This window comes from Mesonia mobilis DSM 19841, assembly GCF_000423405.1.
GTDB lineage: Bacteria > Bacteroidota > Bacteroidia > Flavobacteriales > Flavobacteriaceae > Mesonia > Mesonia mobilis.
The window spans coordinates 298,305-322,018 of sequence record NZ_AUHX01000005.1 but is presented as its reverse complement, the minus strand read 5'-3'; the positions used below and the strand labels follow the sequence as shown (position 1 = coordinate 322,018).

Annotated in this window: 18 protein-coding genes; 10 read left to right on the top strand and 8 right to left on the bottom strand. The window is 34.3% G+C overall.

What is annotated here, in order from left to right:
• Nucleotides 1–5 precede the first annotated feature (5 nt).
• Genes G551_RS0105840 through G551_RS0105830 form a run of 3 tightly spaced genes read right to left on the bottom strand, consistent with a single transcriptional unit; the run spans nt 6 to nt 5,416 of the window.
• Nucleotides 6–2,858, bottom strand: a complete 2,853-nt coding sequence (locus tag G551_RS0105840; protein ID WP_027884674.1) for a tetratricopeptide repeat protein — start codon at nt 2,856–2,858, stop codon at nt 6–8.
• Between the two features lie 21 nt (nt 2,859–2,879).
• Nucleotides 2,880–4,289, bottom strand: a complete 1,410-nt coding sequence (locus G551_RS0105835) for a glycosyltransferase family 2 protein (RefSeq protein ID WP_027884673.1) — start codon at nt 4,287–4,289, stop codon at nt 2,880–2,882.
• On the bottom strand, nt 4,289–5,416 hold the full coding sequence (locus G551_RS0105830; RefSeq protein WP_027884672.1) for a HEAT repeat domain-containing protein: 1,128 nt from the start codon (nt 5,414–5,416) through the stop codon (nt 4,289–4,291). Before G551_RS0105830 ends, G551_RS0105835 begins: the two co-directional genes overlap by 1 nt.
• Before the next feature lie 488 nt (nt 5,417–5,904).
• On the opposite strand from G551_RS0105830, the gene rimO reads away from it, so the two are divergent.
• The 9 genes from rimO to G551_RS0105785 all read left to right on the top strand — a co-directional run bounded on the left by rimO (nt 5,905) and on the right by G551_RS0105785 (nt 16,525).
• Nucleotides 5,905–7,209, top strand: a complete 1,305-nt coding sequence (rimO, locus tag G551_RS0105825) for a 30S ribosomal protein S12 methylthiotransferase RimO (RefSeq protein ID WP_027884671.1) — start codon at nt 5,905–5,907, stop codon at nt 7,207–7,209.
• 68 nt (nt 7,210–7,277) lie between these two features.
• On the top strand, nt 7,278–8,576 hold the full coding sequence (locus tag G551_RS0105820) for a T9SS type A sorting domain-containing protein (RefSeq protein WP_027884670.1): 1,299 nt from the start codon (nt 7,278–7,280) through the stop codon (nt 8,574–8,576).
• A gap of 81 nt (nt 8,577–8,657) precedes the next feature.
• On the top strand, nt 8,658–10,250 hold the full coding sequence (bshC, locus tag G551_RS0105815; protein WP_027884669.1) for a bacillithiol biosynthesis cysteine-adding enzyme BshC: 1,593 nt from the start codon (nt 8,658–8,660) through the stop codon (nt 10,248–10,250).
• A 58-nt stretch (nt 10,251–10,308) separates the two neighbouring features.
• The gene (locus G551_RS0105810; RefSeq protein ID WP_036243384.1) at nt 10,309–11,697 is read left to right on the top strand and encodes a pyridoxal phosphate-dependent decarboxylase family protein; all 1,389 of its coding nucleotides are present in this window, start codon (nt 10,309–10,311) and stop codon (nt 11,695–11,697) included.
• Between the two features lie 76 nt (nt 11,698–11,773).
• On the top strand, nt 11,774–13,303 hold the full coding sequence (gene guaA / locus G551_RS0105805) for a glutamine-hydrolyzing GMP synthase (protein ID WP_027884667.1): 1,530 nt from the start codon (nt 11,774–11,776) through the stop codon (nt 13,301–13,303).
• 11 nt (nt 13,304–13,314) lie between these two features.
• Nucleotides 13,315–15,234: a LysM peptidoglycan-binding domain-containing protein gene (locus G551_RS0105800; protein ID WP_027884666.1), complete on the top strand. Its 1,920-nt coding sequence runs from the start codon at nt 13,315–13,317 to the stop codon at nt 15,232–15,234.
• Between the two features lies 1 nt (nt 15,235).
• Nucleotides 15,236–15,643: an OsmC family protein gene (locus G551_RS0105795; protein WP_027884665.1), complete on the top strand. Its 408-nt coding sequence runs from the start codon at nt 15,236–15,238 to the stop codon at nt 15,641–15,643.
• Complete coding sequence (locus G551_RS15495) at nt 15,636–16,178, top strand: DUF922 domain-containing protein (RefSeq protein ID WP_051191293.1); 543 nt, start codon at nt 15,636–15,638, stop codon at nt 16,176–16,178. The genes G551_RS0105795 and G551_RS15495 overlap by 8 nt, the downstream gene beginning before the upstream one ends.
• An 80-nt stretch (nt 16,179–16,258) precedes the next feature.
• Complete coding sequence (locus G551_RS0105785) at nt 16,259–16,525, top strand: hypothetical protein (RefSeq protein ID WP_027884664.1); 267 nt, start codon at nt 16,259–16,261, stop codon at nt 16,523–16,525.
• A gap of 59 nt (nt 16,526–16,584) precedes the next feature.
• Here G551_RS0105785 and G551_RS0105780 read toward each other — a convergent pair whose 3' ends face one another.
• Genes G551_RS0105780 through G551_RS15490 form a run of 4 tightly spaced genes read right to left on the bottom strand, consistent with a single transcriptional unit; the run spans nt 16,585 to nt 21,113 of the window.
• Nucleotides 16,585–17,529, bottom strand: a complete 945-nt coding sequence (locus tag G551_RS0105780; RefSeq protein ID WP_036243381.1) for an NAD(P)H-dependent flavin oxidoreductase — start codon at nt 17,527–17,529, stop codon at nt 16,585–16,587.
• Nucleotides 17,529–19,139, bottom strand: coding sequence for a S8 family serine peptidase (locus tag G551_RS0105775; RefSeq protein WP_027884662.1), 1,611 nt, complete (start codon nt 19,137–19,139; stop codon nt 17,529–17,531). Before G551_RS0105775 ends, G551_RS0105780 begins: the two co-directional genes overlap by 1 nt.
• A 22-nt stretch (nt 19,140–19,161) precedes the next feature.
• Entirely contained in the window at nt 19,162–20,355 is a 1,194-nt protein-coding gene (mnmA, locus tag G551_RS0105770) for a tRNA 2-thiouridine(34) synthase MnmA (RefSeq protein ID WP_027884661.1), read from the bottom strand.
• Between the two features lie 44 nt (nt 20,356–20,399).
• Nucleotides 20,400–21,113: a toxin-antitoxin system YwqK family antitoxin gene (locus G551_RS15490; protein ID WP_051191290.1), complete on the bottom strand. Its 714-nt coding sequence runs from the start codon at nt 21,111–21,113 to the stop codon at nt 20,400–20,402.
• Between the two features lie 57 nt (nt 21,114–21,170).
• Between G551_RS15490 and G551_RS0105760 the strand changes: the two genes are divergently transcribed.
• Nucleotides 21,171–22,583, top strand: a complete 1,413-nt coding sequence (locus tag G551_RS0105760; protein ID WP_027884660.1) for a fasciclin domain-containing protein — start codon at nt 21,171–21,173, stop codon at nt 22,581–22,583.
• Between the two features lie 3 nt (nt 22,584–22,586).
• On the opposite strand, the gene G551_RS0105755 is transcribed toward G551_RS0105760, so the two are convergent.
• A complete protein-coding gene (locus G551_RS0105755) occupies nt 22,587–23,660 on the bottom strand; it encodes a glycoside hydrolase family 53 protein (RefSeq protein ID WP_027884659.1) in 1,074 nt (357 codons plus the stop codon).
• Nucleotides 23,661–23,714 lie beyond the last annotated feature (54 nt).

Here is a 23,714-nt window from a genome sequence, read left to right as displayed (position 1 = left end):
ATCTTTTAAAATCTAATTTCACAGAGTAAAGTAAGCTCGTACTGGTTTTGAAATTGCCCATCATCAAGTTTGTAATTATACCAATTACCATAAATGCCGAAACCTAAATGTTTACTAATTGGGTATTGATAACCTGCGCCAACCATTGTATGCACATAATCGAAAAAAGTATCGTTTTGGAACGATAACCGCTCATCGTAAGGAGCTGTACCAATTGATGCTATAAACTGAATAAATTTGCGATGATCTAAAATGTATTTTGACCTGACGGATAAGTTGCTGTAGTTGACGTCAAAATCGGTGAGGTAATTAAATTTAGCATTAAACCAAAACTGATTGTACACTTTAGAAACGCCAACAATACCGGTAATTAATTCTTGATCTGTATGTAAAATATCGTATCTCGCGCCCAATTCTAACTCCCAATCATTGCGATAAGATTTAAAGATATTTGCAGCTAATCGATGATTAGGAAAGTAATTATTACTAATGTAATAATTTGCGGTTCCATAAAGGGTTGGACTAAAAATATGTTGCCATTCTAAGTTTAATTGAACTCCGGCACCATTACCTCTTCCGGCATAATTAAAGCCAATTCCGTAGGCATTATTAGTTCTAAATTTAGTGTATTTAATACGAGCTAAACGATTTACAAATAAACTAGAGTCAGAATCAAATCTGCTATAACTTGCGTCCAACTGATTTTTATAAGAACGATTGGTTAGGTAGTCGATATGTCGATTCCATTCATCTGCTTCTTCAGGACCGGGTTTGTAAAATTTTTGATAATATAAAGCAGAGTCGAAGCCTTTCATATTTTCATAAACTTCACCTTTAGCTACTTTTAGATTATCTAACCAAGGATATTCTCTTATTTTCTTATTTAAATAATTAAGCGCTCGTAAATTTTCGTCTGCCTTATCGTAAGCTTCCACCAACTCATTAACGGCTCGGTTATCTTTTGGCATTAAATCTACAGAACTCACAAATTCACCGTAAGCATCACGGTATCTTTCCATGCTTTTACGGTACAAACCTTTTTTATAATACGCAATAGCTATACGCTGCTTGAGTTCTTGGTTATGCGGATATTTTTCAAGCATTGGTGTTAATGCTTCTATTGTCCAATCTGTTTTGTAGTCTAGCAAATAAGCATCGGCAAGCTTTAATGCAATATCAATATCGTTAGGATACGCTTGATATGCTTCTTCAGCAATTTGAATAGCTTTCTTTTTGTGCTGAATCGCTAAAGCAGCGTTAATACTATATAAATATAACTGCTTGGTAGGATTTTGCGCTAAAAGTTGATCTAAAGTTTCTGAAGCTTCTCGATATTCTTCATTTTTCATAAGTACACTTATGTACAATGAAAGCTGATTTTGGTAAATGTCTTTATATTTTTCAGATTCAGGATAAGTTTCATTTAAATTTCTAGAAATAGAAATCGCATCTTTATATTGCTGTGTTTTAAAAAATAGATCACTTTTTTGAAGCTTATACTCAGCATTATCCGGATAGTTGTCAATAAGATAATTAGTGTAGGTGAGTGCTTCATCATATTTTTGTTGTTGCATAGCAATATTGTAAAGCTGCTCGTTGGCTAAAACCTCCCATTCTGGCTTAGTTCGTAAAAGTAGGAATACAGATTTTGCTTCGTACAATTGACCTTGTTGAAGGTAATCTTTTCCTTTTTCAAATTGCTGAAGTTGATACGTATATTCAATATCTTCATCTTCAGGATAAAAAGCATATAAATGTTCTAAAGTTTTGTTGTATTTATTTTTGTCATCAATTTTTTTATAAACCGAAAGCTTTTTAAGCAACAACTCTTTGTTGTTTGGATCTCTTTCTAGGGCTTTGTTTAGAAAATATTCAGCATCGGTATAAAAACCTTTAGCAAGCGCGTTTCTTAAAATGTAATTAAGCGCTTGCTGGTTTGAAGGATCTTGTGCGTATATTTTTTTATTGATCACATACGGATCGGTATTTTCGTAATAATTTGCCGCTTGATTTTTTAAGTAAAGACTTAGCTGGTTGTATTCTTTTTTGTCTAAGAATTCTTTTTTGTCTTCCAATAAAATGCTTGCTTCTTGATATCTGTCAGACTCTTCTAAAAGTCCGATTTTCTTCCGGATGAGTTGTTTGTCTTCCGGAAGGGTTTTTAATGCTCTTGATGAATAATTTATCGCAGCTTCAATGTTTCCGCTGTTTTCTAATTCATTTTTAATCAGCATCAAATAAGCTTCTTTATTTTTAGGATCTTCTTGAATGATAGCCGTGTAGGTAGACTCAATTTCAGAATAATTTTCAAGTTCTCTACCTTTTTCTGTAAGCATATAAATGTAATTCTCCTGAATGTGCTCATCGTCGGGGAAGATCTGATGAATACGCTTCAACTCACGCATAGCTTCTACATCGTTGCCCATTTCTCGGTAAAGATTCATTTTCTTGATCCATAAACCCTTCTCGTAAGGAGTTTGTTCAAGCATTTCATTTACATAGCAAATAGCAGAAGAATACCTTTTGGTTTGGTGCTCTACATTTAATAGATAAATAAGCGCCGTATAGTTTTGTAGCCTGGCGTCTTTAGCTTTACGAAGCACGTATCTTGCTTTATCGTATTGTTTTAATTCTAATAAACATTTACCGTAATACTCTTGAATATCTACATTTTCCGGAGAAATTTCTAAAGCATGTTCGGTATACTCTAGTGCTTTTCTGTAATTACCTTTTTGTTGGCCCCATTCTTTGGCAATGGCATATAAGCTGTCTGAAGATTTACGTTGTGCCTTTACTTGTTGAGAACAACATAATATCGTAAAAACTACTCCAATAAGAGTGTAAATTAATTTCTTCATCTGTAATCGCTAATAAGATTATTAACTTGTTTCAACCCCTTTTCTTGTCATAGTTCCCCAAGCTAATTCTTTTGATGATAAGAATTTAAAATAACCTCGAATACCAAAGAACACGATTAAAGGGTGATAGATAAATGGTTCTAAAAAAGCGACCATTATTAGTTTTAATACTTCACTAAATTTTTGGTAATATTTAAAGGTGATATTATCCCAAATAACTACCAAAATAGAGATCATAACAGCAAAACAATAGGAGTATAAAAAGACTAGTATTGCTAAGTCCCAGTTAATTTTTCCGAAGAAAATAAGATAGAGAATAGAGAGTAAACCTATAAGTTCTATCATTGGAGCTAAAAATTCGAACAAAAAAGCATATGGGAAAACGATGAGTCCCATTTTCTTATACTTTGGGTTGAATAAAACCTTACGGTGAACTACAAATAACTGTAATAAACCTGCTGCCCAACGGGTGCGTTGTCTCGATAAAATATTAACATCGGGAGGTCCTTCTGTCCAACAACAAGAAAGCGGTATGTATTCAATTTTATATTTTCGTCTGTGATTGATCATGTAAGAAACCATCCGGGTAATCAAATCCATATCTTCGGCGTGAGATTTACCATCGTAACCGCCGGCTCTTACAGCAATATCTTTATCGAAAAGACCAAGCCCTCCAGAAACATTAGGTACACAATTAATAAGCGACCAGCCCATCTTACTCAATAAATAAGCTCGAATATATTCTAATTCTTGAAATCTAGGAATAAAATCTTTTGGTGGTTTTACTTTTACAATTTCACCATCTTTTACTTCGCAACTATTTACCATACGTAATGTAGCACCAACCGCAATAACCTTTTTCTTATTAATAAGAATAGGCTTGATCATTTTTAATAAGGTATTTCTTGCTAAAATACAATCTACGTCTGTGCATAAAAAATACGGGAAAACCGATGCGTTAATCCCCGCGTTGGAGGCATCTGCTTTAGTACCACCATTCTCTTTGTCTACAACGGTAAGCTTATCGTATAACGGATTGGTAGATTTTAAAATCTTTTTTACCGGTTGTGTTTTAATACGTTCAATATAGGCGTAAGGCACTTCAACCAGATCAAACTCATTGATGAGTTTTTCTAAAGTACTGTCTTTACTACCATCATTTACAATAACTACTTCGAATAAAGGATATTCGAGAGTAAGTAATGAGTGAACATTGGTAATAATGGTTTTCTCTTCATTATAGGCGGGAGCAACAACAGATATCCCCGGAGCGATATCTGAATTATATAAAGTCTCGTCGTCTAAATTTGAGTTGTAGTTTTTATATCTAATGATAGTAATCATAGAAAAGATTGCTAGCATAAGATAGCTGGCAATCAATGATGTACTGTAAAAAAAAATAAAGTATTCGAAAAAATCTTCTCCAAACATTATTTAAATTTGATCAACTGAGTCTCGATATGGTTAAAAATTGTTCTATCGAAACCGTTTTGCGTAGCCTTTAAATCTTCAAACAAATTGTAATTAGATTTATAGGTGAAAGATACTAAAGCAATTTCTTTCTTTAAAGAGATTGATTTAGCTTCTAAGTAAGCTTTCTTTAGAAAAGAAACAGCATTACCGGTATTCATTAAACCTATACTATTAACAATAGCAAGTTGGCATTCTTCTTTTTCTGAAAAAAATCTTTCGATTAACTTCGGTTCAAATTCAGAGGCTTTTAATTTTCCTAAGGTTTTATAAGCTTCAGTTCTAACGGCTATATTTTTACTTTTTGTCTTTTTGTTGATGATTTCTTTTGTGTCTATTTGCTCGAAAAGTCCTGCAGCTTTGATTAAAAAAACAGTTAATGAGTCGTTTTCAGAATAGTTAATCCACTTTCCTAAGTTACTTAATTCATTTTTTTCGTTATGAATTTTAAGGAACTTTAAAAGGTTAATTTCATCCCAATAGGTTAACTCCCCTTTAATTTCATCTAAAAAACGGTAAGGATCGTTTTCGCTCAGTTGCAAGTGAGAATAACGAGCTTCTCTTCTTAATTCTTTATTCTTGCTGTAAGCATAATTTAAAACTTTAGAGTCTAAACTTTTTAAGTCTAATTGCTGAAGTTTTTGAAGCGTTTTCATTTTTGTAGATCCTCTAGAGAAATCTAATTTCTTTTCTAAATAAGTTTCAAATCTTAAAGCATCTACGATCGATTGATATCTTCTAGACTTTTCTGGGGAATTAAACTTAAGTTCTAAAAGTACATCGATCGCTAATTTAATTTTACGAGCAGATAACTTACCTACAATTTTAGTGTATTCGGTATAAATCTCATCTTCGTGATAAATTGTGTCGCCGAATAAAATATCTTTAAAAAGCTTCTCGATTTGAGGTCTGATCTGGTTTTTCTTATTGATATTTTTTTGATGTTTATATCTGATAACAGACAAATAAATAAACATCGATATGGTAATAATCACACTGAAAATAATAGAAGCTACCGCAACTTGGATAATTGGTGCATAAGTTCCTATTTCGTAATAAATTTCAATCAAAAAATCTAAAATCCCCATTTTTAATATTTTAATGTTAAAATTCTGTCAGTTAATGTTTTAAGTTGGCTTTATCTGATTGTTTTATCAGTATTTCGTCAACTGCGCTGCAAATATGTGTAAAGAAAGAGTTAACCTAAAATAAATTCGATGATAGAATTTAATATTCGATAAAGTGCAAAAATTAATAAATGAAAGGTGTTTGTAATTCTTAATTAAGGTATATTTCATCAAAATGTCAAATTTAAGTAATTGTCTTTAAGATTTTTGAGGTGTTATTTAGTATGATTGTAAATTTGAAATTCTAGAAGAATTAATCGTGATGAATTTTCGCGAAATATGATTATTATTAATTTTTATGTTAATTAATGCTTAAATTTTAAAATTAAAGCATTTTGGTTGTAACTGTTTTGTATAAAAATTAATTTTAAGGTGATAAATCTAATTAAAAGATAAAGTTTCTATTTCTTTACAACTTCTTATCTTTGCGCACATTTTTAAATGGAAATATGAGAACAAAGTCGTTAAAGAAGAACAAGATCAATGTAGTTACTTTAGGTTGTAGTAAGAATATTTATGATTCTGAAGTCTTGATGGGTCAACTTAAAGCAAACAACAAAGAAGTTGTTCATGAGCAAGAAGGTAATGTCGTGGTGATTAACACTTGTGGTTTTATCGATAACGCTAAAGAGCAATCGGTAAATACCATTTTAGATTTTGTTCAGAGAAAGCAAGAAGGTTTGGTAGATAAGGTTTTTGTGACCGGTTGTTTATCTGAGCGTTACAAACCCGATTTGCAGACAGAAATTCCAGATGTAGATCAATATTTTGGTACAACAGAGCTTCCGTCTTTATTAAAAGCTTTGGGTGCCGATTATAAACACGAGTTAATAGGAGAGCGTTTAACGACAACTCCAAAAAACTATGTTTTTTTAAAAATTGCTGAAGGTTGCGATCGTCCGTGTTCTTTTTGTGCGATCCCGTTAATGCGTGGTGGTCATAAATCTACACCGATCGAAAACCTGAAAACTGAAGCTGAAAATTTAGCGAAAGAAGGCGTTAAAGAACTTATTCTGATCGCGCAAGATCTAACCTATTACGGTCTCGATCTTTATAAAAAACGTGCTTTAGCAGATTTGCTGAAAGAATTAGTGAAAGTAGAAGGTATCGAATGGATTCGTCTTCATTATGCATTTCCAACAGGATTTCCGTTAGATGTTCTAGAAGTGATTAAAAACGAACCAAAGGTTTGTAATTATTTAGACATTCCTTTGCAACATATTTCAGACGATTTATTAAAATCGATGCGTCGCGGTACGACTCATAAAAAGACGACCGATCTTATTTATAAGTTTAGAGAAATCGTGCCGGAAATGGCAATTAGAACAACCTTAATTGTAGGTTATCCCGGAGAAACTGAAGCTCATTTCCAAGAATTAAAAGAATGGGTTAAAGAAATGCGTTTCGAACGTTTGGGTTGTTTTACCTATTCTCACGAAGAAAATACGCACGCCTATAATCTTGAAGACGACGTTCCGGAAGAAGTGAAACAAGAACGTGCCAACGAGATTATGGAAATTCAATCGCAAATTTCTTGGGAATTGAATCAGCAAAAAATAGGGAAGACTTTTAAATGTGTGATCGATCGTAAAGAAGGAAATTATTTTGTAGGAAGAACAGAATTTGATTCTCCAGATGTCGATAATGAAGTTTTGATCGATGCTGAAAAATTCTATCTTAAAACCGGAGAGTTCGCTAATATTAAAATTAACGAAGCGGCAGATTTCGATCTGTATGGCGAACCGGTAAACTAAAATAGTATAGGTGAAAACGTTATTATTTAGAAATTATTCATAGTTTTAAAAGACTAATTCTTAGCACTATGAAATCTAAATTACTTTTCGTTTTTTCTCTTTTTGTGATAGGAAGTCTTTCTGCTCAAAACTCAACAGATTGGGGCGTATTGCCATATGATTTTAGCTTAGGTTCTTACGGAGCAGTTTTTGCACTTTCTGAAAATGCTGTTTTCGTTGCCAAAAACGGACATGTTTATTCTTCCGTAGATGGTGGGCAAAATTGGGCAGATTATACCACGAATGTTCAAGAGAATTTTTATGATATAGATTTTGAAGATCTCAATACCGGTTATATTGTTGGAGATAACGGTACACTAATTAAAACGAATAACGGAGGTGTTACTTGGTTTTCAATAACATTAAATACCTCGTTAGATTTATATTCGGTAACAGTCACGCCTAATGGTAATGTTTGGATCGTTGGTGAGAATGGGATAACATTTTCTTCCTCAGATAATGGTGTTACTTGGCAAGAAAACACAACATTGACTACAGAAGTATTGAATGCGGTTGCTTTTAGAAATAATACAGAAGGTTTTATTGCAGGTAACAATGGTTTGCTCTTACATACTCAAGATGCAGGGCAAACTTGGCAAACCATAAGTATAAATAGTACAGAAGATCTTTATAGCCTAGAAGTTGATAATAATAGCATTTATTTTATTTCTGGTGAGAGTGGTTACTTTGGTCAAAATTTTGAATTCCATGTAAGTAGAAGTGGTTATTTGATATATCATTCAAACGATTTGTTAAATTGGGATACTACAGATTTTACAAATAATTTTGGTTTACCGGTTTCAGAAATTGAAGTATATAATAGTCAGGTCTATGCTTTTGCAAGTAGTTTTGGATTGTGTGATTGTTGTAGTTTTCTGGTTGGAACTTACGATTTTTCTACAAACAACATGACAAGTTCTTATTCAGATGAGCTAACAGGTTCAGATTGTGATCATATTAATATGAATTATTCAGATTTTCATATGTTCAATGAAAATGCAGCTTATGTTTTAGTGGGTGATCGTGTGTTGAAAATGGGAGAAACCGGCGATTTTAATTATTTTTCAACTGAAAATTTTCAAAATCCTGTGATTAATTTCTACCCAAACCCAGTTTCTCAAGATAAGCTATATGTAAGTTCTGAGCATGTAAATACGAGAGATCTAGCCTTTGATTTGTACAATATCAACGGAAAATTGATTAAAAGTTTTTCTAACATTACAGAAAACGAGCCTATCTCTATAGAAAATGTTCCAAAAGGAGTGTATTTTTTAAAAGTGAAAAATCACGGTTCTGGAAGCTCGACTAAAAAGATATTAGTCGATTAAAACCTAAAAGTCTTTAACTAAAATTTAGTAGAAAAACCAAGCACTTAACGTATCTTTGCAGTTTTTTAAGAGACTTAATTTATGGCCGACTGTATCGCTTACCGAAACACAAATTATTTTTCAGACTTAATGCTAGATTATCTTGAAGAGAAAGAAAATCTACGCAAATTTTACGGTCAGTTTCCTAAGCTAGAGAATTTTAAAACACAGATCGAACAGAAAAAAAGTTCCTTTTCTACAGAACAACGAAAGGTTTTGGTTCAGGCACTTCAGCAACAATATCAAAGCGTTGAAGCTTCAGCATTAACACAAGAGAATATTACTGCTTTAGCTGAACAGAATACGTTTACTGTAACTACCGGGCATCAATTAAATTTATTTACCGGACCTTTATATTTCCTTTATAAAATTATTTCAGCCATAAATTTAGCTGAAGAATTAAAAGCCAATAATCCCGATCATCATTTTGTTCCCGTGTATTGGATGGCTTCAGAAGATCACGATTTTGAAGAGATCAATTACTTCAACTTTAAAGATCAAAAAGTGCAATGGTCAAGTGATCAAACCGGAGCGGTTGGTATGTTTAATACCGATGGTTTAGCTGAAGTTTTAAAAGAATTTAAGCCACATTTAAACGATTCTGATGCTGCGGAAGAGTTAGTACATCTTTTTGAAAAAGCTTACGTTAAACACGACACTTTAACTGAAGCTACTAGATATATTGCTAATCAACTTTTTGCTGAATATGGTTTAGTAATTGTCGATGGTGACGATCAAGACTTAAAAACCTTATTTAAACCTTTTGTAAAAGAAGAATTGTTGCAACAAACTTCTTCAGAAAAAGTAGCGTCTTCAGCAGAACAATTAGCAGCAGAAGGTTATAAAGTTCAGGTAAACCCAAGAGAAATTAATCTGTTTTATTTAGCTGAAGGGATTCGTGAACGTATCATTAAAGAAGAAGATTTTTATATTGTTCACGAGACAGATTTACGCTTTACAGAAGCCGAAATTCTCGAAGAATTAGAAAATCACCCGGAGCGTTTTTCTCCCAATGTAATTATGCGTCCGTTGTATCAAGAAGTTATTCTTCCTAATTTATGCTACATCGGTGGTGGCGGAGAAATGGCGTATTGGTTTGAGTTGAAAGATTATTTTAAAAGTCAGCAAATACCATTTCCTATATTATTACTGCGTAATTCAGCCTTATTAGTTTCAGCAAAACAAAAAAAGAAAGTCGAAAATCTTGAGGTTAATGTAGAAGATTTATTCTTAAAACAATCAGATTTAAGAACTAAACGAACGCAAGAAATTTCAGAGATCGATATCGATTTTAGTCCGCAAAAACAATATTTAGAGCAACAGTTTAAAGATTTATATCAATTAGCAGAAAAAACCGATAAATCTTTTGTGGGAGCAGTTGCAGCGCAAGAGCAAAAGCAAATTAACGGACTTCAGCATTTAGAAAAACGCCTGTTAAAAGCACAAAAACGTAAGTTGAAAGATGAGTTAGAACGTATAACAAATCTGCAAGATCAATTATTTCCAAAGCAAAGTTTACAAGAACGTAACCGAAATTTCAGTGAGTTTTACGAAATTTACGGGAAAGAACTTATTCAGCAATTAAAACAAGAGCTGAAACCACTTCAACAAGAATTTTCAATCATCTATTTATAAAATTAAAATGTCACCTCGAGCGGAGTCGAGAGGTCTCATCTTTATTAAACGAAATAAAATGAAAAGCATGCACTCCATAGATATCGATACGGTCGAAATGACCTTAGATATCATGAAATACGCCATTAACAGAATTTCAAATACTTCTCCAGAAATGGGTTCACCAAAACAAGAGCAAGATCTAATGGATTTGGTGGGAGAAACGGTAACCAAAGAAGGAATTGGTGGCGAAAAAGCATTTAATCTTTTTAAAGATGTATTGGTAAAAGCAACCGTTCCGGTAGATCATCCCAGACATTTAGCATTTGTACCGGCAGCGCCAACAAGAGCAGCAATTTTATTCGATTTGGTAACCTCTGCAGCAAGTATTCACGGAGCTTATTGGATGACCGGTGGCGGCGGAATTTTCTGTGAAAATCAAGCCATGAAATGGTTGGTAGAATTAACGGGACTTCCTCAGGGAGCTTTTGGGGTTTTTACTAGTGGCGGGACTTCGGCTAACCTTTCTGCCATGATTGCAGCGAGAGAAGCTTGGCGTGATAAAAATGAAGAAAATAAAGCTTACAAAGCCTTGTTAATTACCTCTAACGGAGCGCATTCTTCTGTAAAATCGATGGCAAAAGTGATCGATGCCGATATTATTTTGGTAGATGATGATGAAGACGATCGTTTAACAGGAAAGTGGTTACAGCAAAAAATAGAGGGTTTAAGTGAAATAGATCGTAAACGTCTTTTTGCCGTAGTAGCTACCGGCGGAACCACAAATGCAGGAATTATCGACGATTTAGAAAGCGTTGCCAACGTTTGTGAAAAAGAAGATCTTTGGTTTCACGTCGACGCGGCTTATGGTGGTGGAGCGCTAGCTGCGCCATCGGTTCGTCATTTATTTAATGGTATCGAAAGAGCAGATAGTATCACTATCGATCCGCATAAATGGATGTTTTCTCCTTACGATTGTGGAGCCGTGATTTATAAAAATATGGAGTTGGCTAGAAATGCACATTCGCAAAAAGGTGCCTACCTCGATATTTTTAAAGACAAAGGAGCGCAAGGTTTTAATCCGGCAGATTATCAAATTCAGCTTACTAGAAGATTAAGAGGTTTGCCACTTTGGTTTTCATTGGCAATGCACGGAACAGAAAAATATACCGAAGCCATCGAACGCGGACTTTCTTTAGCCTTAAATGCTGCGGAACAAATACAAAAAGCACCACATTTAGAGTTGGTGAGAGAACCAAGTTTATCGTGTGTGTTATTTAAAAGAATTGGTTGGGATGCTGAAGATTACCGCGATTGGACCTATAAAAATCATCAAGCTGGTTTTGCGCTGGTTACCCCAACAAAATGGTCTAAAAACGGAGAGATAGAAACCATTTCTCGTTTCTGCTTTATAAATCCCGATACCACAGAAGAAGATATCGAAGATATTTTAGCTTCGATGGAATAATTCTAAATGTTAAAATTTCTTCAAAAATTAATCTTAGAATCAATTTGAATTTTACCTCAAATTCTTACTTTTGCCTATGCAAAATAACGTACTTATATTAGATTTCGGTTCACAGTACACGCAGCTTATCGCGCGTAGAGTTAGAGAATTAAATATCTACTGTGAAATCCATCCGTTTAACAAATTACCGGAAAATTTAGAAGAGTTTAAAGCCGTAATACTTTCGGGAAGTCCTTTTTCTGTGCGAGCAGAAGATGCACCGCATCCAGACTTATCGAATATTAGAGGTAAAGTGCCTATGCTGGCAGTTTGCTATGGCGCACAATATTTAGCGCATTTTCACGGCGGTAAAGTAGAACCTTCAGAAACGCGTGAATATGGTCGTGCTAATCTTTCTGTAATTAAAGATCAAGAATTACTTTTTGATGAAATTACTGAAAATTCTCAGGTTTGGATGTCGCATAGCGATACCATTAAAGAATTACCGGAGAATGGAGTACGATTAGCAAGTACGCACGATGTACTTAACGCCGCTTATCGTATTGATGGGGAAGAAACTTTTGCGATTCAATTTCATCCGGAAGTTTATCATTCTACCGACGGTAAACAATTACTAGAAAACTTTTTAGTGAAGATTTGTGGAGTTGAGCAAGAATGGACGCCGGAAGCTTTTGTAGATATGACGGTTGAAGATCTTAAAAAGCAAATTGGCGACGATAAAGTAGTCCTTGGTTTAAGTGGTGGTGTAGATAGTACGGTTGCAGCAGTTTTGTTAAATAAAGCGATTGGCGATAATCTTTATTGTATATTCGTCAACAATGGTCTTTTACGTAAAAATGAATTTGAAAGCGTTTTAGATCAATATAAAAATATGGGGCTAAATGTGAAAGGTGTTGACTCTTCGGCACGTTTCTTGGATGCCCTTGCAGGAATAAGCGACCCGGAAGAAAAAAGAAAAACCATAGGTCGCGTGTTCATTGAAGTATTTGATGATGAAGCTCATTTGCTAACCGATGTGAAGTTTTTAGCACAAGGAACCATTTATCCTGATGTGATTGAATCTATTTCGGTAAACGGTCCTTCAGCAACGATTAAATCTCACCATAACGTAGGTGGTTTGCCAGATTTTATGAAATTGAAAGTGGTTGAGCCTTTACGTATGTTATTTAAAGATGAAGTACGTCGCGTAGGAGCAGAAATGGGAATCGATCCTGAGTTATTAGGAAGACATCCTTTCCCGGGACCAGGTCTTGCGATTAGAATTTTAGGTGATATCACTGCAGAAAAAGTAAGAATCTTACAAGAAGTAGATCACGTATTTATTCAAGGTTTAAAAGACTGGAAACTTTACGATAAAGTTTGGCAAGCCGGCGCAATATTATTACCGGTAAGCTCTGTAGGAGTAATGGGTGATGAGCGTACTTACGAAAAAGTAGTGGCACTTCGCGCAGTAGAATCTACCGATGGGATGACCGCAGATTGGGTAAATTTACCTTACGATTTCTTACAAAAAACATCAAATACGATAATAAATCGAGTAAAAGGCGTTAATAGAGTAGTATACGATATTAGCTCAAAACCACCCGCTACAATTGAGTGGGAATAATTAAATTTTGAATGAAAAAGAATTGCTTATTTTTTTTGCTGATTTTATTAGTTAGTCTTCAAACTTTTGCACAAAGTTTTGAAACCCATAAAGTAAAATCGGGAGAAAACATTTCTTCCATCGCAAAGAAATATAACGTTTCAGAACAGAGCATTTACAAATACAATCCAGATGCTAAAAAAGGAAATTTAACAGGAGTCGTTTTAGTGATTCCTGTTTCTTCTTCTTCCGATAATAGAAATTACGAAAAGCAAAGCGTTTTAAATTTCAAGGAATATAAAGTTAAACGGAAAGAAACTTTATACAGCATAGCAAAAGCGAACGATATTTCTGTTGGTGATCTAAAAAAATACAACACCTATCTTTATGATGAAGAATTAGGGAAAGGTGATGTAATTAGAATCCCGGTGTTTAGTAAAAACGACACGATAAATATCAATAATTCTGTTCAAAATTCTTCATTCGAAAATTTAAAACATATCGTGATGCCTCAAGAAGGTAAAATGGCAATTGCTAGAAAATACGGTATGACGATGGCGCAATTAAATGCCTTGAATCCCGGGGTGACAGATTTAAAACCGGGTCAGGTTTTAAACGTGATCAATCCGCAAAATAAAGATTCTAAAGCAGCGCAAAATGCCGGTGAAAATTTTATTAGTTATACGGTAAAACCAAAAGAAAATTATTACCGCTTAACCAAGCAATTCAATACTACTAAAGATACTTTAATAAAGTACAATCCTATTTTAGCTGAAGAAGGTTTAGAAGCAGGGATGACCATAAAAATCCCTAAACCTCAAACTATGTTGAATGATACTTTATCGGTTTCAGCATCTAAAAAAATCAAGCTAGAAGAGTTAATTACCAATAGAAGAAGAAAGAAAATAGCGGTGATGCTTCCGTTTTCATTAAGACAATTTGAAGGCGATAGTATCGATAAGGAAGCTTTACTTAAAGACGATCGCGTACTTCGTGTTTCGTTAGATTTTTATAGCGGAGTGGTAACTGCCATCGATTCTGTAGAGAAATTAAGGATTCCTATAAGCGCTAAAGTTTTTGATACTGAAAAAAGTGGTGCTAAAGTAGATGAAATTTTACGACAGTTAGAGTACGATAATTTTGATGCGGTGATCGGGCCTGTGTTGAGTAAAAATGTTGAAAAAGCTTCAAGATTATTCAACAGAAATAATATTCCGGTACTTTCACCATTAATTGATGCAGAATTAAATGGAGAAGCAAATCTATTGCAAACCAGACCTTCTAAATTAATGATGGAAAAAGCATTAATTACCTACATCGATAGTCTAAAAGAAGGTAAAAACTTACTGATCTTAGCCGATGAGAAGCACGACTATTTAAAAAGTAAGTTAGTTTATACTTTTCCTGAAGCTACCGTGGTTCAGCAAGCAAAAGAAGAATATATGCAGACTTCAGATCTAGTAAAAGTGCTTTCTAAAGAAAAAGAGAACTGGCTAATTCTTGAGTCTGAAGATTTAGAGTTAATTAGTAACGCTACTTCTTATTTAAATGCAATGGTTCCTGAGTATAAAATTAGAATTTTTACTTCCGATAAAAGTAAACCTTACGAAGATGAAATTTCTAACGAGTATTTAAGCAACCTTCAGTTCACTTACGCTTCCGTAGCAAAAGAATGTGAAGATTTTGAAAATAACGCGTTTGTAAAAAATTACAAAAGTGATTACGGTATTTTACCAAATAAATTTGCAACTCGTGGTTTTGATCTTACTTATGATTTATTGTTGAGGTTAGCCGCTGCTGAAAATCTTTACAAAGCCTTAGAATTAGAAGGAATGACTGAGCAAGTGGAGAATAAATTCAGTTATCACAAAAAGATGATCGGTGGGTATTATAACGATGCTGTTTATCTTATTAAATACGATGAAGGTTTAACTTTAAAAGTTATAAATTAAGATGACCTCTAGAGTAGTTTATCAAGGAAATTTAAGAACGGAATCTGAGCATCTAAAAAGTGGCAATACTTTTATAACCGACGCTCCCACAGATAATAACGGGAAAGGTGAAGCATTTTCGCCAACAGATACCGTTGCAACTGCATTGGCAAGTTGTATGTTAACCATTATTGGGATTAAAGCAGAAAATTCAGATTTTTCTATTGAAAATACGGTTGCTGAAGTCACTAAAACAATGGCAAGTGAACCTCGAAGAATTTCTAAGATTGAAATTAATTTTACTTTTCCAGAAGTTTATAGCGATAAGCAAAAGAAAATCATCGAACACGCAGCAAAAACTTGCCCGGTTTGGTATAGTCTTCATCCCGATATCGAAAAGATAATCACTTTTAATTATAAAGATGCGTAATCAAATTTTTCTTTTTTCATTCTTGTTATTAAGCTTATTTCAATTACAAGCTCAAGAGAAATTAGAATGGACAGAAGAAAAACTTACGTGGAAAGATTTTGAGGCGAAACCCAATCGTCAAAGTCATTTTTTAGCTAATACCAATTCCGGGTTTTCTTATACTTGGGGTTTTGGTATGCAAGCAAGCAAACCTATATTTACTTATGAAGTTCACGCTTATTTTTATCCTGAGCAGTCTTGGGTAAAGAAAGGCAAAGAAACTCCGACACTTTTAGCTCACGAGCAATTACATTTTGATATTTCTGAATTGTATGCGCGTAAGATGCGAAAATGGTTAAGTAATTTTAGTCCTAAATCTTTAAATGAAGCTAAAGCTAAGCTTAAAAAAATGCATAAGCAGGTTGAAAGTGAACGTATAAAAATGCAAAAAGCCTACGATAAAGAAACCAATCATGGGATGCTACTAGAAGAGCAAAAACGTTGGCAGAAAGAGGTAAATCAAGCTTTAGAATTACTAGCCGAGTTTAGTTCTTAAAATTTAAAGTTGAAATTATCTTCCTTTATTTGTTAATTTTAGTTAAATTTATTTTACTAATCTAACTAACAATTTACAATATGGAAACTCAACCAGTGCAACCAGCACCTTCTCACATTACTCCGGGTAAATGGGCTTTATACATTTTTGTAGCCGGTTTACCATTAATTGGTTTAATAATGTTACTCGTTTGGGCGTTTAGTAGCGATACGAACACCACACGTCAAAATTGGGCAAAAGGAATGCTTTTGTTATACGTTATAGTTATTGCTTTAGCGATATTGATGAGTATATTTTTTGGCGGCTTGGCGGCAATGTTCGGATCAATGGCCGGATCGGGTTATTAGAATAATAAAAAAGCTCCGATAATTAGTCGGAGCTTTTTTATTCAATAAATTATTAATATCTAAAATGTCGGCAATTCTTCTTTTGCTTTTTGAAAATCACTGATGATCTCTTCTACAATTTCAGCAGCAGGTTTTATTTCATTTATAAGTCCGCTAATTTGACCAATCTCTAATTCACCTTCTTCTAGATCACCTTCAAACATTCCTTTTTTAGCACGTGCTCTTCCCAGTAATTCAATGAGTTCATCTTTACTAGGATTCTTCGTGTAAAGCTCAGTAACATCATTAAAAAACTTATTTTTTAGCAAACGAACAGGAGCTAATTCTTTAAGCGTAAGTTGTGTATGACCTTCTTCTGCATCGACTACCATTTGCTTAAAGTTTTGGTGAGAAGACGCTTCAGGGCTTGCAACAAAACGACTCCCGATCTGTACAGCATCTGCACCCAAAATCATTGCAGCGAGCATCCCTTTTCCGGTGGCAATTCCTCCGGCGGCGATCAATGGTATTTGTAGTTTTTCTTTAACCATTGGGATTAAGGTAAACGTTGTAGTTTCTTCTCGGCCATTGTGACCACCGGCTTCAAAACCTTCAGCAACTACAGCGTCAACTCCGGCGGCTTCAGATTTCAAAGCAAATTTTACACTACTTACGACGTGAACAACCCTAATTCCTTTTTCTTTTAAAGTAGGAGTCCAAGTTTTTGGGTTTCCGGCAGAAGTAAATACAATCTCAACGCTTTCTTCGATAATGATCTCCATAATTTCTTCCAAATTCGGGTAGAGCATCGGCACGTTGACTGCAAAAGGTTTATCGGTAGCTTTTTTACATTTTTGTATATGTTCTCGAAGTACATTAGGATACATCGATCCTGCACCAATAATCCCTAAACCGCCGGCGTTACTTACGGCGCTGGCAAGTTTCCAGCCGCTAGCCCAGATCATACCGGCTTGAATAAGCGGATATTTGATGTTGAATAAAGAGGTTATTCTGTTTGTAGCCATTATTGTTTGATGATTTTTAATGATTTCTGAAAATTTTCGGTTTCAAATTTAGCGATATAAACTCCGCTTGAAAGTGAAGCTAAATTAATTTCTTCGGAAACTTTTTCGGCTTTAAAAACTAGTTTTCCTAAGAGGTTATAAATTTTAAGATCTAAATGATCTAGGTTATTCTTCTGGATATGCAATAATTCACTCACCGGATTAGGATAAACTTTTACAGTTTGCTCTTCATAAGAAACCGTATTTAATAAATCATCTAAAGCCGTTTGAAAGTTAGGAATCCCGTAGCCCATTTGGTTAGTCGGGTTGTTGTAAAGGTGTGAAGATTCTCTCACCATTTGCATAATTTCGAGGTTAGTTCGCTGCGGATTTGCCTGCCAAAAACTCGTGATTGCACCCGCCATAATAGGAGAGGAGAACGAAGTTCCGTTAGAGAGAGCTGTATTTCCGTTAGTGTTGATAATAACAGCTAAAGCACCTTGCGCCATTCCGTCGGGTTTAATTCTTCCGTCGGCAGAAGGTCCGATAGAACTAAAAGAAGCATAGATTTCATCTTGATTTACCGCGCCTACTGCATAAACGTTGCCATCAGCCGGAGCTCCAATTACCGGAAAATTTGAATTATTTCCTGAATTTCCTGCAGAAGTAACCACGAGAATACCTTTTTCAACAGCAATATTTCCTCCGCGACTTATAAAAGCGGTATTTCCGTCCATATCAGAAGGTGTATAACTGTAATTTGGATTGTCGTAGGTTTGGTAACCCAGAGAAGTGTTGATCACATCGACACCGAGACTATCGGCGCGTTCTGCAGCTTCTACCCAATAACTTTCTTCAACAGGAGTTTCAGAATTTACATCTTCCGTTCTAAATAAATAGTAACTGGCATCGGGAGCGGTACCTACAAATTCATCTTGTAAAAAACCTGCCATATCAGAAAATACAGAAGTTCCGTGAGAACTTCCTGTAAAAGCATCATAATCGTCGGTACGATCTACAAAATTGTAACCACCAACCAAATCGTTATTGTTGCGAACACGATCGAAAGCTGTAAGCGTATTTACTTGCGGAAAACCAGAATCCATAATCGCAACCAGCATTCCTTCTCCGGTAAAATCGTTTTCATGAAGGTAATCGACGTGAAGCATTTCTACTTGATTGGCGCTATCACCGTAAGTGAAATCTACTTGAGTATCTAAATTTTTGTCTACAAACTGTTGCTGATCTGTAGTGGCTATTCTAGTATTTAAATTGGTATCGGCAAAATCGATATGATCGACAAATGTAAAGCCTGAAAGCGCATTAATATCTTGTATGCTCCCAATAACGTGTACGCAATTAAACCATTTAGATTTTGCTTTAACCTCTATGCCAGATTGGTTTTTAACCGTAGTAATGTAGGTTTCGTTTACAGGAACATCGCGCGTATCGATAGGTATGTTATGCGCATTTTTTCTATCGATGGCGCGTTGCGTTAAAATAGTTGTGGGATTAGCAATCGAAATTGCAACATCTGCCTTATCGGTAAAATAGACCCATGCGTGTTCTTGACTTTGGGCAACCAGCGGAACGCTAAAAACCGTAAATAGAAAGAGTAAAATATTTTTCATAGCTGAATTTTTCAGCTACAAGTTACGAAATTACTCCCGATCCTAATAATTCTTCTTCGTGATACCAAGCTACAAATTGACCTTCTGTGATGGCGGTTTGCGCATTTTCAAAAATTACATATAAACCATTTTCGGTTTGATACAATTTCGCTTTTTCTAAAGGTTGTCGGTAACGAATTCTGGCTAAAACTTCTAATTCTTCTCCTGCTTTTAAGGCAAGATCTTCACGAACCCAATGTGTTTCGTCCGGATTTACAAATAAACCTTTTCGCAATAAACCGGGATGGTTTTTACCTTGACCGGTGTAAATAATATTTTCTTCTACATCTGTTTCAATTACAAAAAGCGGTTCCGGAGTACCGCCAACAGCAAGACCTTTTCGTTGACCTTTCGTAAAATAATGAGCGCCATTATGTTTACCAACTTCTTTGCCTAATTCTTTTTGGTAACTAAATTTTTTACTGAAATAATCTAACTCTTCTTCTTTTGAAGTAAAAGCAGGAGTTTCATTTTGGTAAATATTTTCTTCCGCAGGAATTTCTACAATTACACCGTCTTTAGGTTGTAATTTTTGCTGAAGAAAATCTGGCAGTCTTACTTTACCAATGAAGCATAAACCTTGAGAATCTTTTTTGCCGGCGGTTACTAATTCTTGTTGCGCGGCAATTTCTCGAACTTCACTTTTTTGCAATTCGCCAATTGGAAAAAGTGTTTTTGCTAGTTGTTCTTGCGAAAGCTGACAAAGAAAATACGATTGATCTTTGTTTTTATCTTTCCCGGCTAGTAATTGATATACAGTTTCACCGTTAACCTGCGTTTCACCTTTTCTACAATAATGACCGGTGGCTACATAATCTGCTCCGAGTGAAAGTGCAATTTTCATGAATACGTCGAACTTTATTTCTCGATTACAAAGTACATCGGGATTTGGAGTTCTTCCACGTTCATATTCGTTAAACATATAGTCTACAATACGTTCTTTGTATTGCTCGCTTAAATCGATAGTTTGAAAAGGAATTCCTAATTTTTCTGCAACCAACATGGCATCATTACTGTCGTCTAACCAAGGACATTCGTCGCTAATGGTTACCGAGTCGTCGTGCCAGTTTTTCATAAATAGGCCAATTACCTCATAACCTTGTTCTTTTAACAAATATGCGGTTACACTAGAATCTACACCACCACTAAGGCCTACAACTACTTTTTCTTTTTTCACGATTTAAAAACTATATTTTCTACAAAATTAGTGATTTTGTCGTGTTATTTCTTTTTTCTTACAGAAGGTTTTTCTTTCGGGAATTTCTCGGTGTGATCTAATTTTCCGTTTTCATAAAACTTCCAAATGCCGTCTCGAAGTCCGTTTTTGTAGTTTCCTTCGGTATAAAGTTCACCATTGGGATTATAGATTTTAGTAGGACCGTGCATCGTACCATTTACGTAAGTGTAGTGTTGAAGCAAATTACCGTTTGCGCCATAAACTAAATTTTTTCCGTGCATTACTCCATTTACATAGTTTTGCTTTTCGGCGATCTTTCCGTTTTCAAAAAAGATAGATTTTAGTCCGTTTAGTTTATCGTTCACATAGTTTTCTCTCATCATTATGATGTCTTTACCTTTGTGATAGTAAATCCATTCGCCGGTTCTTTTTTTGTTTTTAAATTGGCCTTCGGTAAGTAGTTTGCCTTTTTTAGTGAAAAATTTCACTTCTACTAAATCGCTATTCCGCGTATAAGTTTTGGTGGCTTGTGGGTGATCTTCGTTTCCTTGTTTATAGAATTTAAATGTACCGATCTCTTGCCCGTGATCAAATTCACCCGTATATCTTATTTGCTCGGTTCCTTCAAAATATTTAGTCCATTTTCCGTGTCTTTTTCCGTTAGCATCAACTTGATTCAGTTTTTCTTGCTGAGCAAAAAGCAACGTTGAGCTTAAAATAAAAAAGAATAAAAAAGCGTTTTTAATATTGATGAACATAAGCTATGGTTTTTTGTATATTGTGGCTTTTACTTGAGTATTTTTTAAAACGCAATGATGAATAAATTTATTTTAAAAGTAACAAAATTACTGTTTTTATTAAGTATAACTCTTACGGTTTTTAGTTGTGTAGATGATGATGATAATGGCAATGTAATTGAAGGAAATAATTCAATTATAAATTATATGGAAAAGACTCCGAGGTTTAGTCTTTTTTACGATCTGGTCGTACAAGCAGAGTTAGATGCGGCATTAGATGGGAATTCTGGTACATATACTTTATTAGCTCCAAATAATACGGCTGTTGAAGTCTATTTAAGTGAAAATTCTTTAAGCGGAATTAACGACATATCACAGGAGCTTGCTTTCGATCTCGTGTATTACCATTTGCTAGAAACCATTAATACAGAACAAAGTTTTACGACAGGCTATTTAAAAACTTTAGCAGAAACTCCTTTAACGGACAGTACTGCTACTAATTTAAGTTTATTGGTAAATACGGCGAGTGAAGTAGAATTTAATGGAGATGTACATTTTGTTAATGCAGATATTGAAGTTGATAATGGGATAATGCACGAAATCGATAAAATGATGGCGTTGCCAAGCGTTGAAACTTTTATGATCGCAGATAGCAATTTAACTCCGTTTTATACAGAAGCGATCTCTACAAGTTCACTTTTTCAATCACAAATTACTTCCGCAGAAAAGTTCACGTATTTAATTCCTTCAGCAGATACGTTTACTACGTTTTGGGAAAATACAGATTATACTTCCGAAGAAAAAGAACAACTAATTAATTATCACGTACAAGATAGTTTAAAACTAAATTCAGATCTAGAGGCTGGCTACCAAACTACGAATGCGACTACAAACATTAATGGTGAGGATAAATTTTTAAGCATTTATTTAAATAAAGATGTTGGTTTGCTTTATAACGGCATCAGTTCAATTACTGTTCAAGATATCGTAGGGACAAATGGAGTGATACATACTTTAGACGAAGTAATTACTTTACCAACCTTAGCAGATTTTATTACAGCAGATCTAAAACTAACTACTTTGGTGGAAGCAATTTCGCGTGACGATATTTCTGCTGAAAATTACCTTGAAAAATTAAATAATACCAATACGGCTAATGCACCATATACAATTTTTGCACCGACCGATACAGCTTTTGAAGACGTTTTATTAGAATTATACCCTAATGACCTGTCTACTTTAGAAGATATCGAAACACAAGATTTGATAGATATTTTAAATCTTCATTTTGCAGAAAACCTAAATTTAGAATTAGACAATTATAATGCTTCTAGCGTAAATACTTTGGGCGGTACCATCGAAATAGATGTTACTGTACCAAGTTTAGCAGATATAAATAATCGTGAAGCTTTAATACTTTCTTCTGAAGAAATACAAGCTGTAAACGGAGTTTTCTATAAGATCGATACAGTGTTACTTCCGCAGCAATAAAATTTAATTTTCAGTAAAAATTTTTATAGCAGGTAAAACCTTATTTTGAAAATCGAATAAAGCTTGATTTTCCCAACTAGAAGCATCAACAGCATCTTGGCCTTTCCAAGCAACGAGCTCTGCACCCCAATAACATAGACCTACGCCATTTGGAGTTTGTTGAATAATAGATTTTATTTCTGCTAAAAAATTATATTGTCCTAAGGGTGTTGCCGGAAAATCAGGTAAAATTAATTGTTGATTTTCACCTACGATATTGTTGGTATGATCATTCCAATCTAAAGTAAAGGGATAGGCAGTTTCTGCGATCAATATTTTTTTATTGAAATTATTTTCTAATTGATTGAGATGTTCTTTTAAATTGAGTAAGTTTTTATCGTGCCAAATAGGGTAATATGATAACCCGATTATATCATAGTCAAGGTTTTCTATTTGCTGAAAAAACCATAAACTATTATTTACTCCTGCAAAATGAATTATAATTTGAGTTGAAGTAGAATTTTCTCTTACGGTATCTATTGCAAGCGCTAATAGATCTTTAAATTGTTGTGGTTGGTTATGGATATTTCCTAAAGGATGAAGAAAACCATTATTTATTTCGTTACCTATCTGTATATAATCGGGATTAATCTCTAAAATTACATTTTTGGTATATTCTTTAACTTTAATAGAAAGCTCAGTAAAGTTTAAATTCTGCCACGATATTGGAGTAATTTGTTGAGCAGGATCTGCCCAAGTATCAGAATAATGTAAACTTATCCAAATTTTAAATCCCATACTTTTAAGTTGATCCGAAAAAGTTTTAACTTCTTCGAATCCAGAATGAAGATCGCTAGGGTTTACCCAAAGTCTTAATCTAATAGTGTTAACTCCATTATTCTTTAGTTGCTGAATAAAATTTTCTTCAACACCACTCTCATTGTAAAATTTCGGATTTGATAGAGAAATCTCCGGATATGAAGAGATATCTACTGCATTAACAAATTCATTTTCTAATTGAGAATTTTCTTGCTTTTCAATATTATCTTCAGAACAAGCAAGCAATAAAAAAAGTAAAGTAAATAGTAGCGCTTTCATACTTTATATAAAAAAATCCCCGAGATCGGGGATTGTAAATATATCAATTTTTAA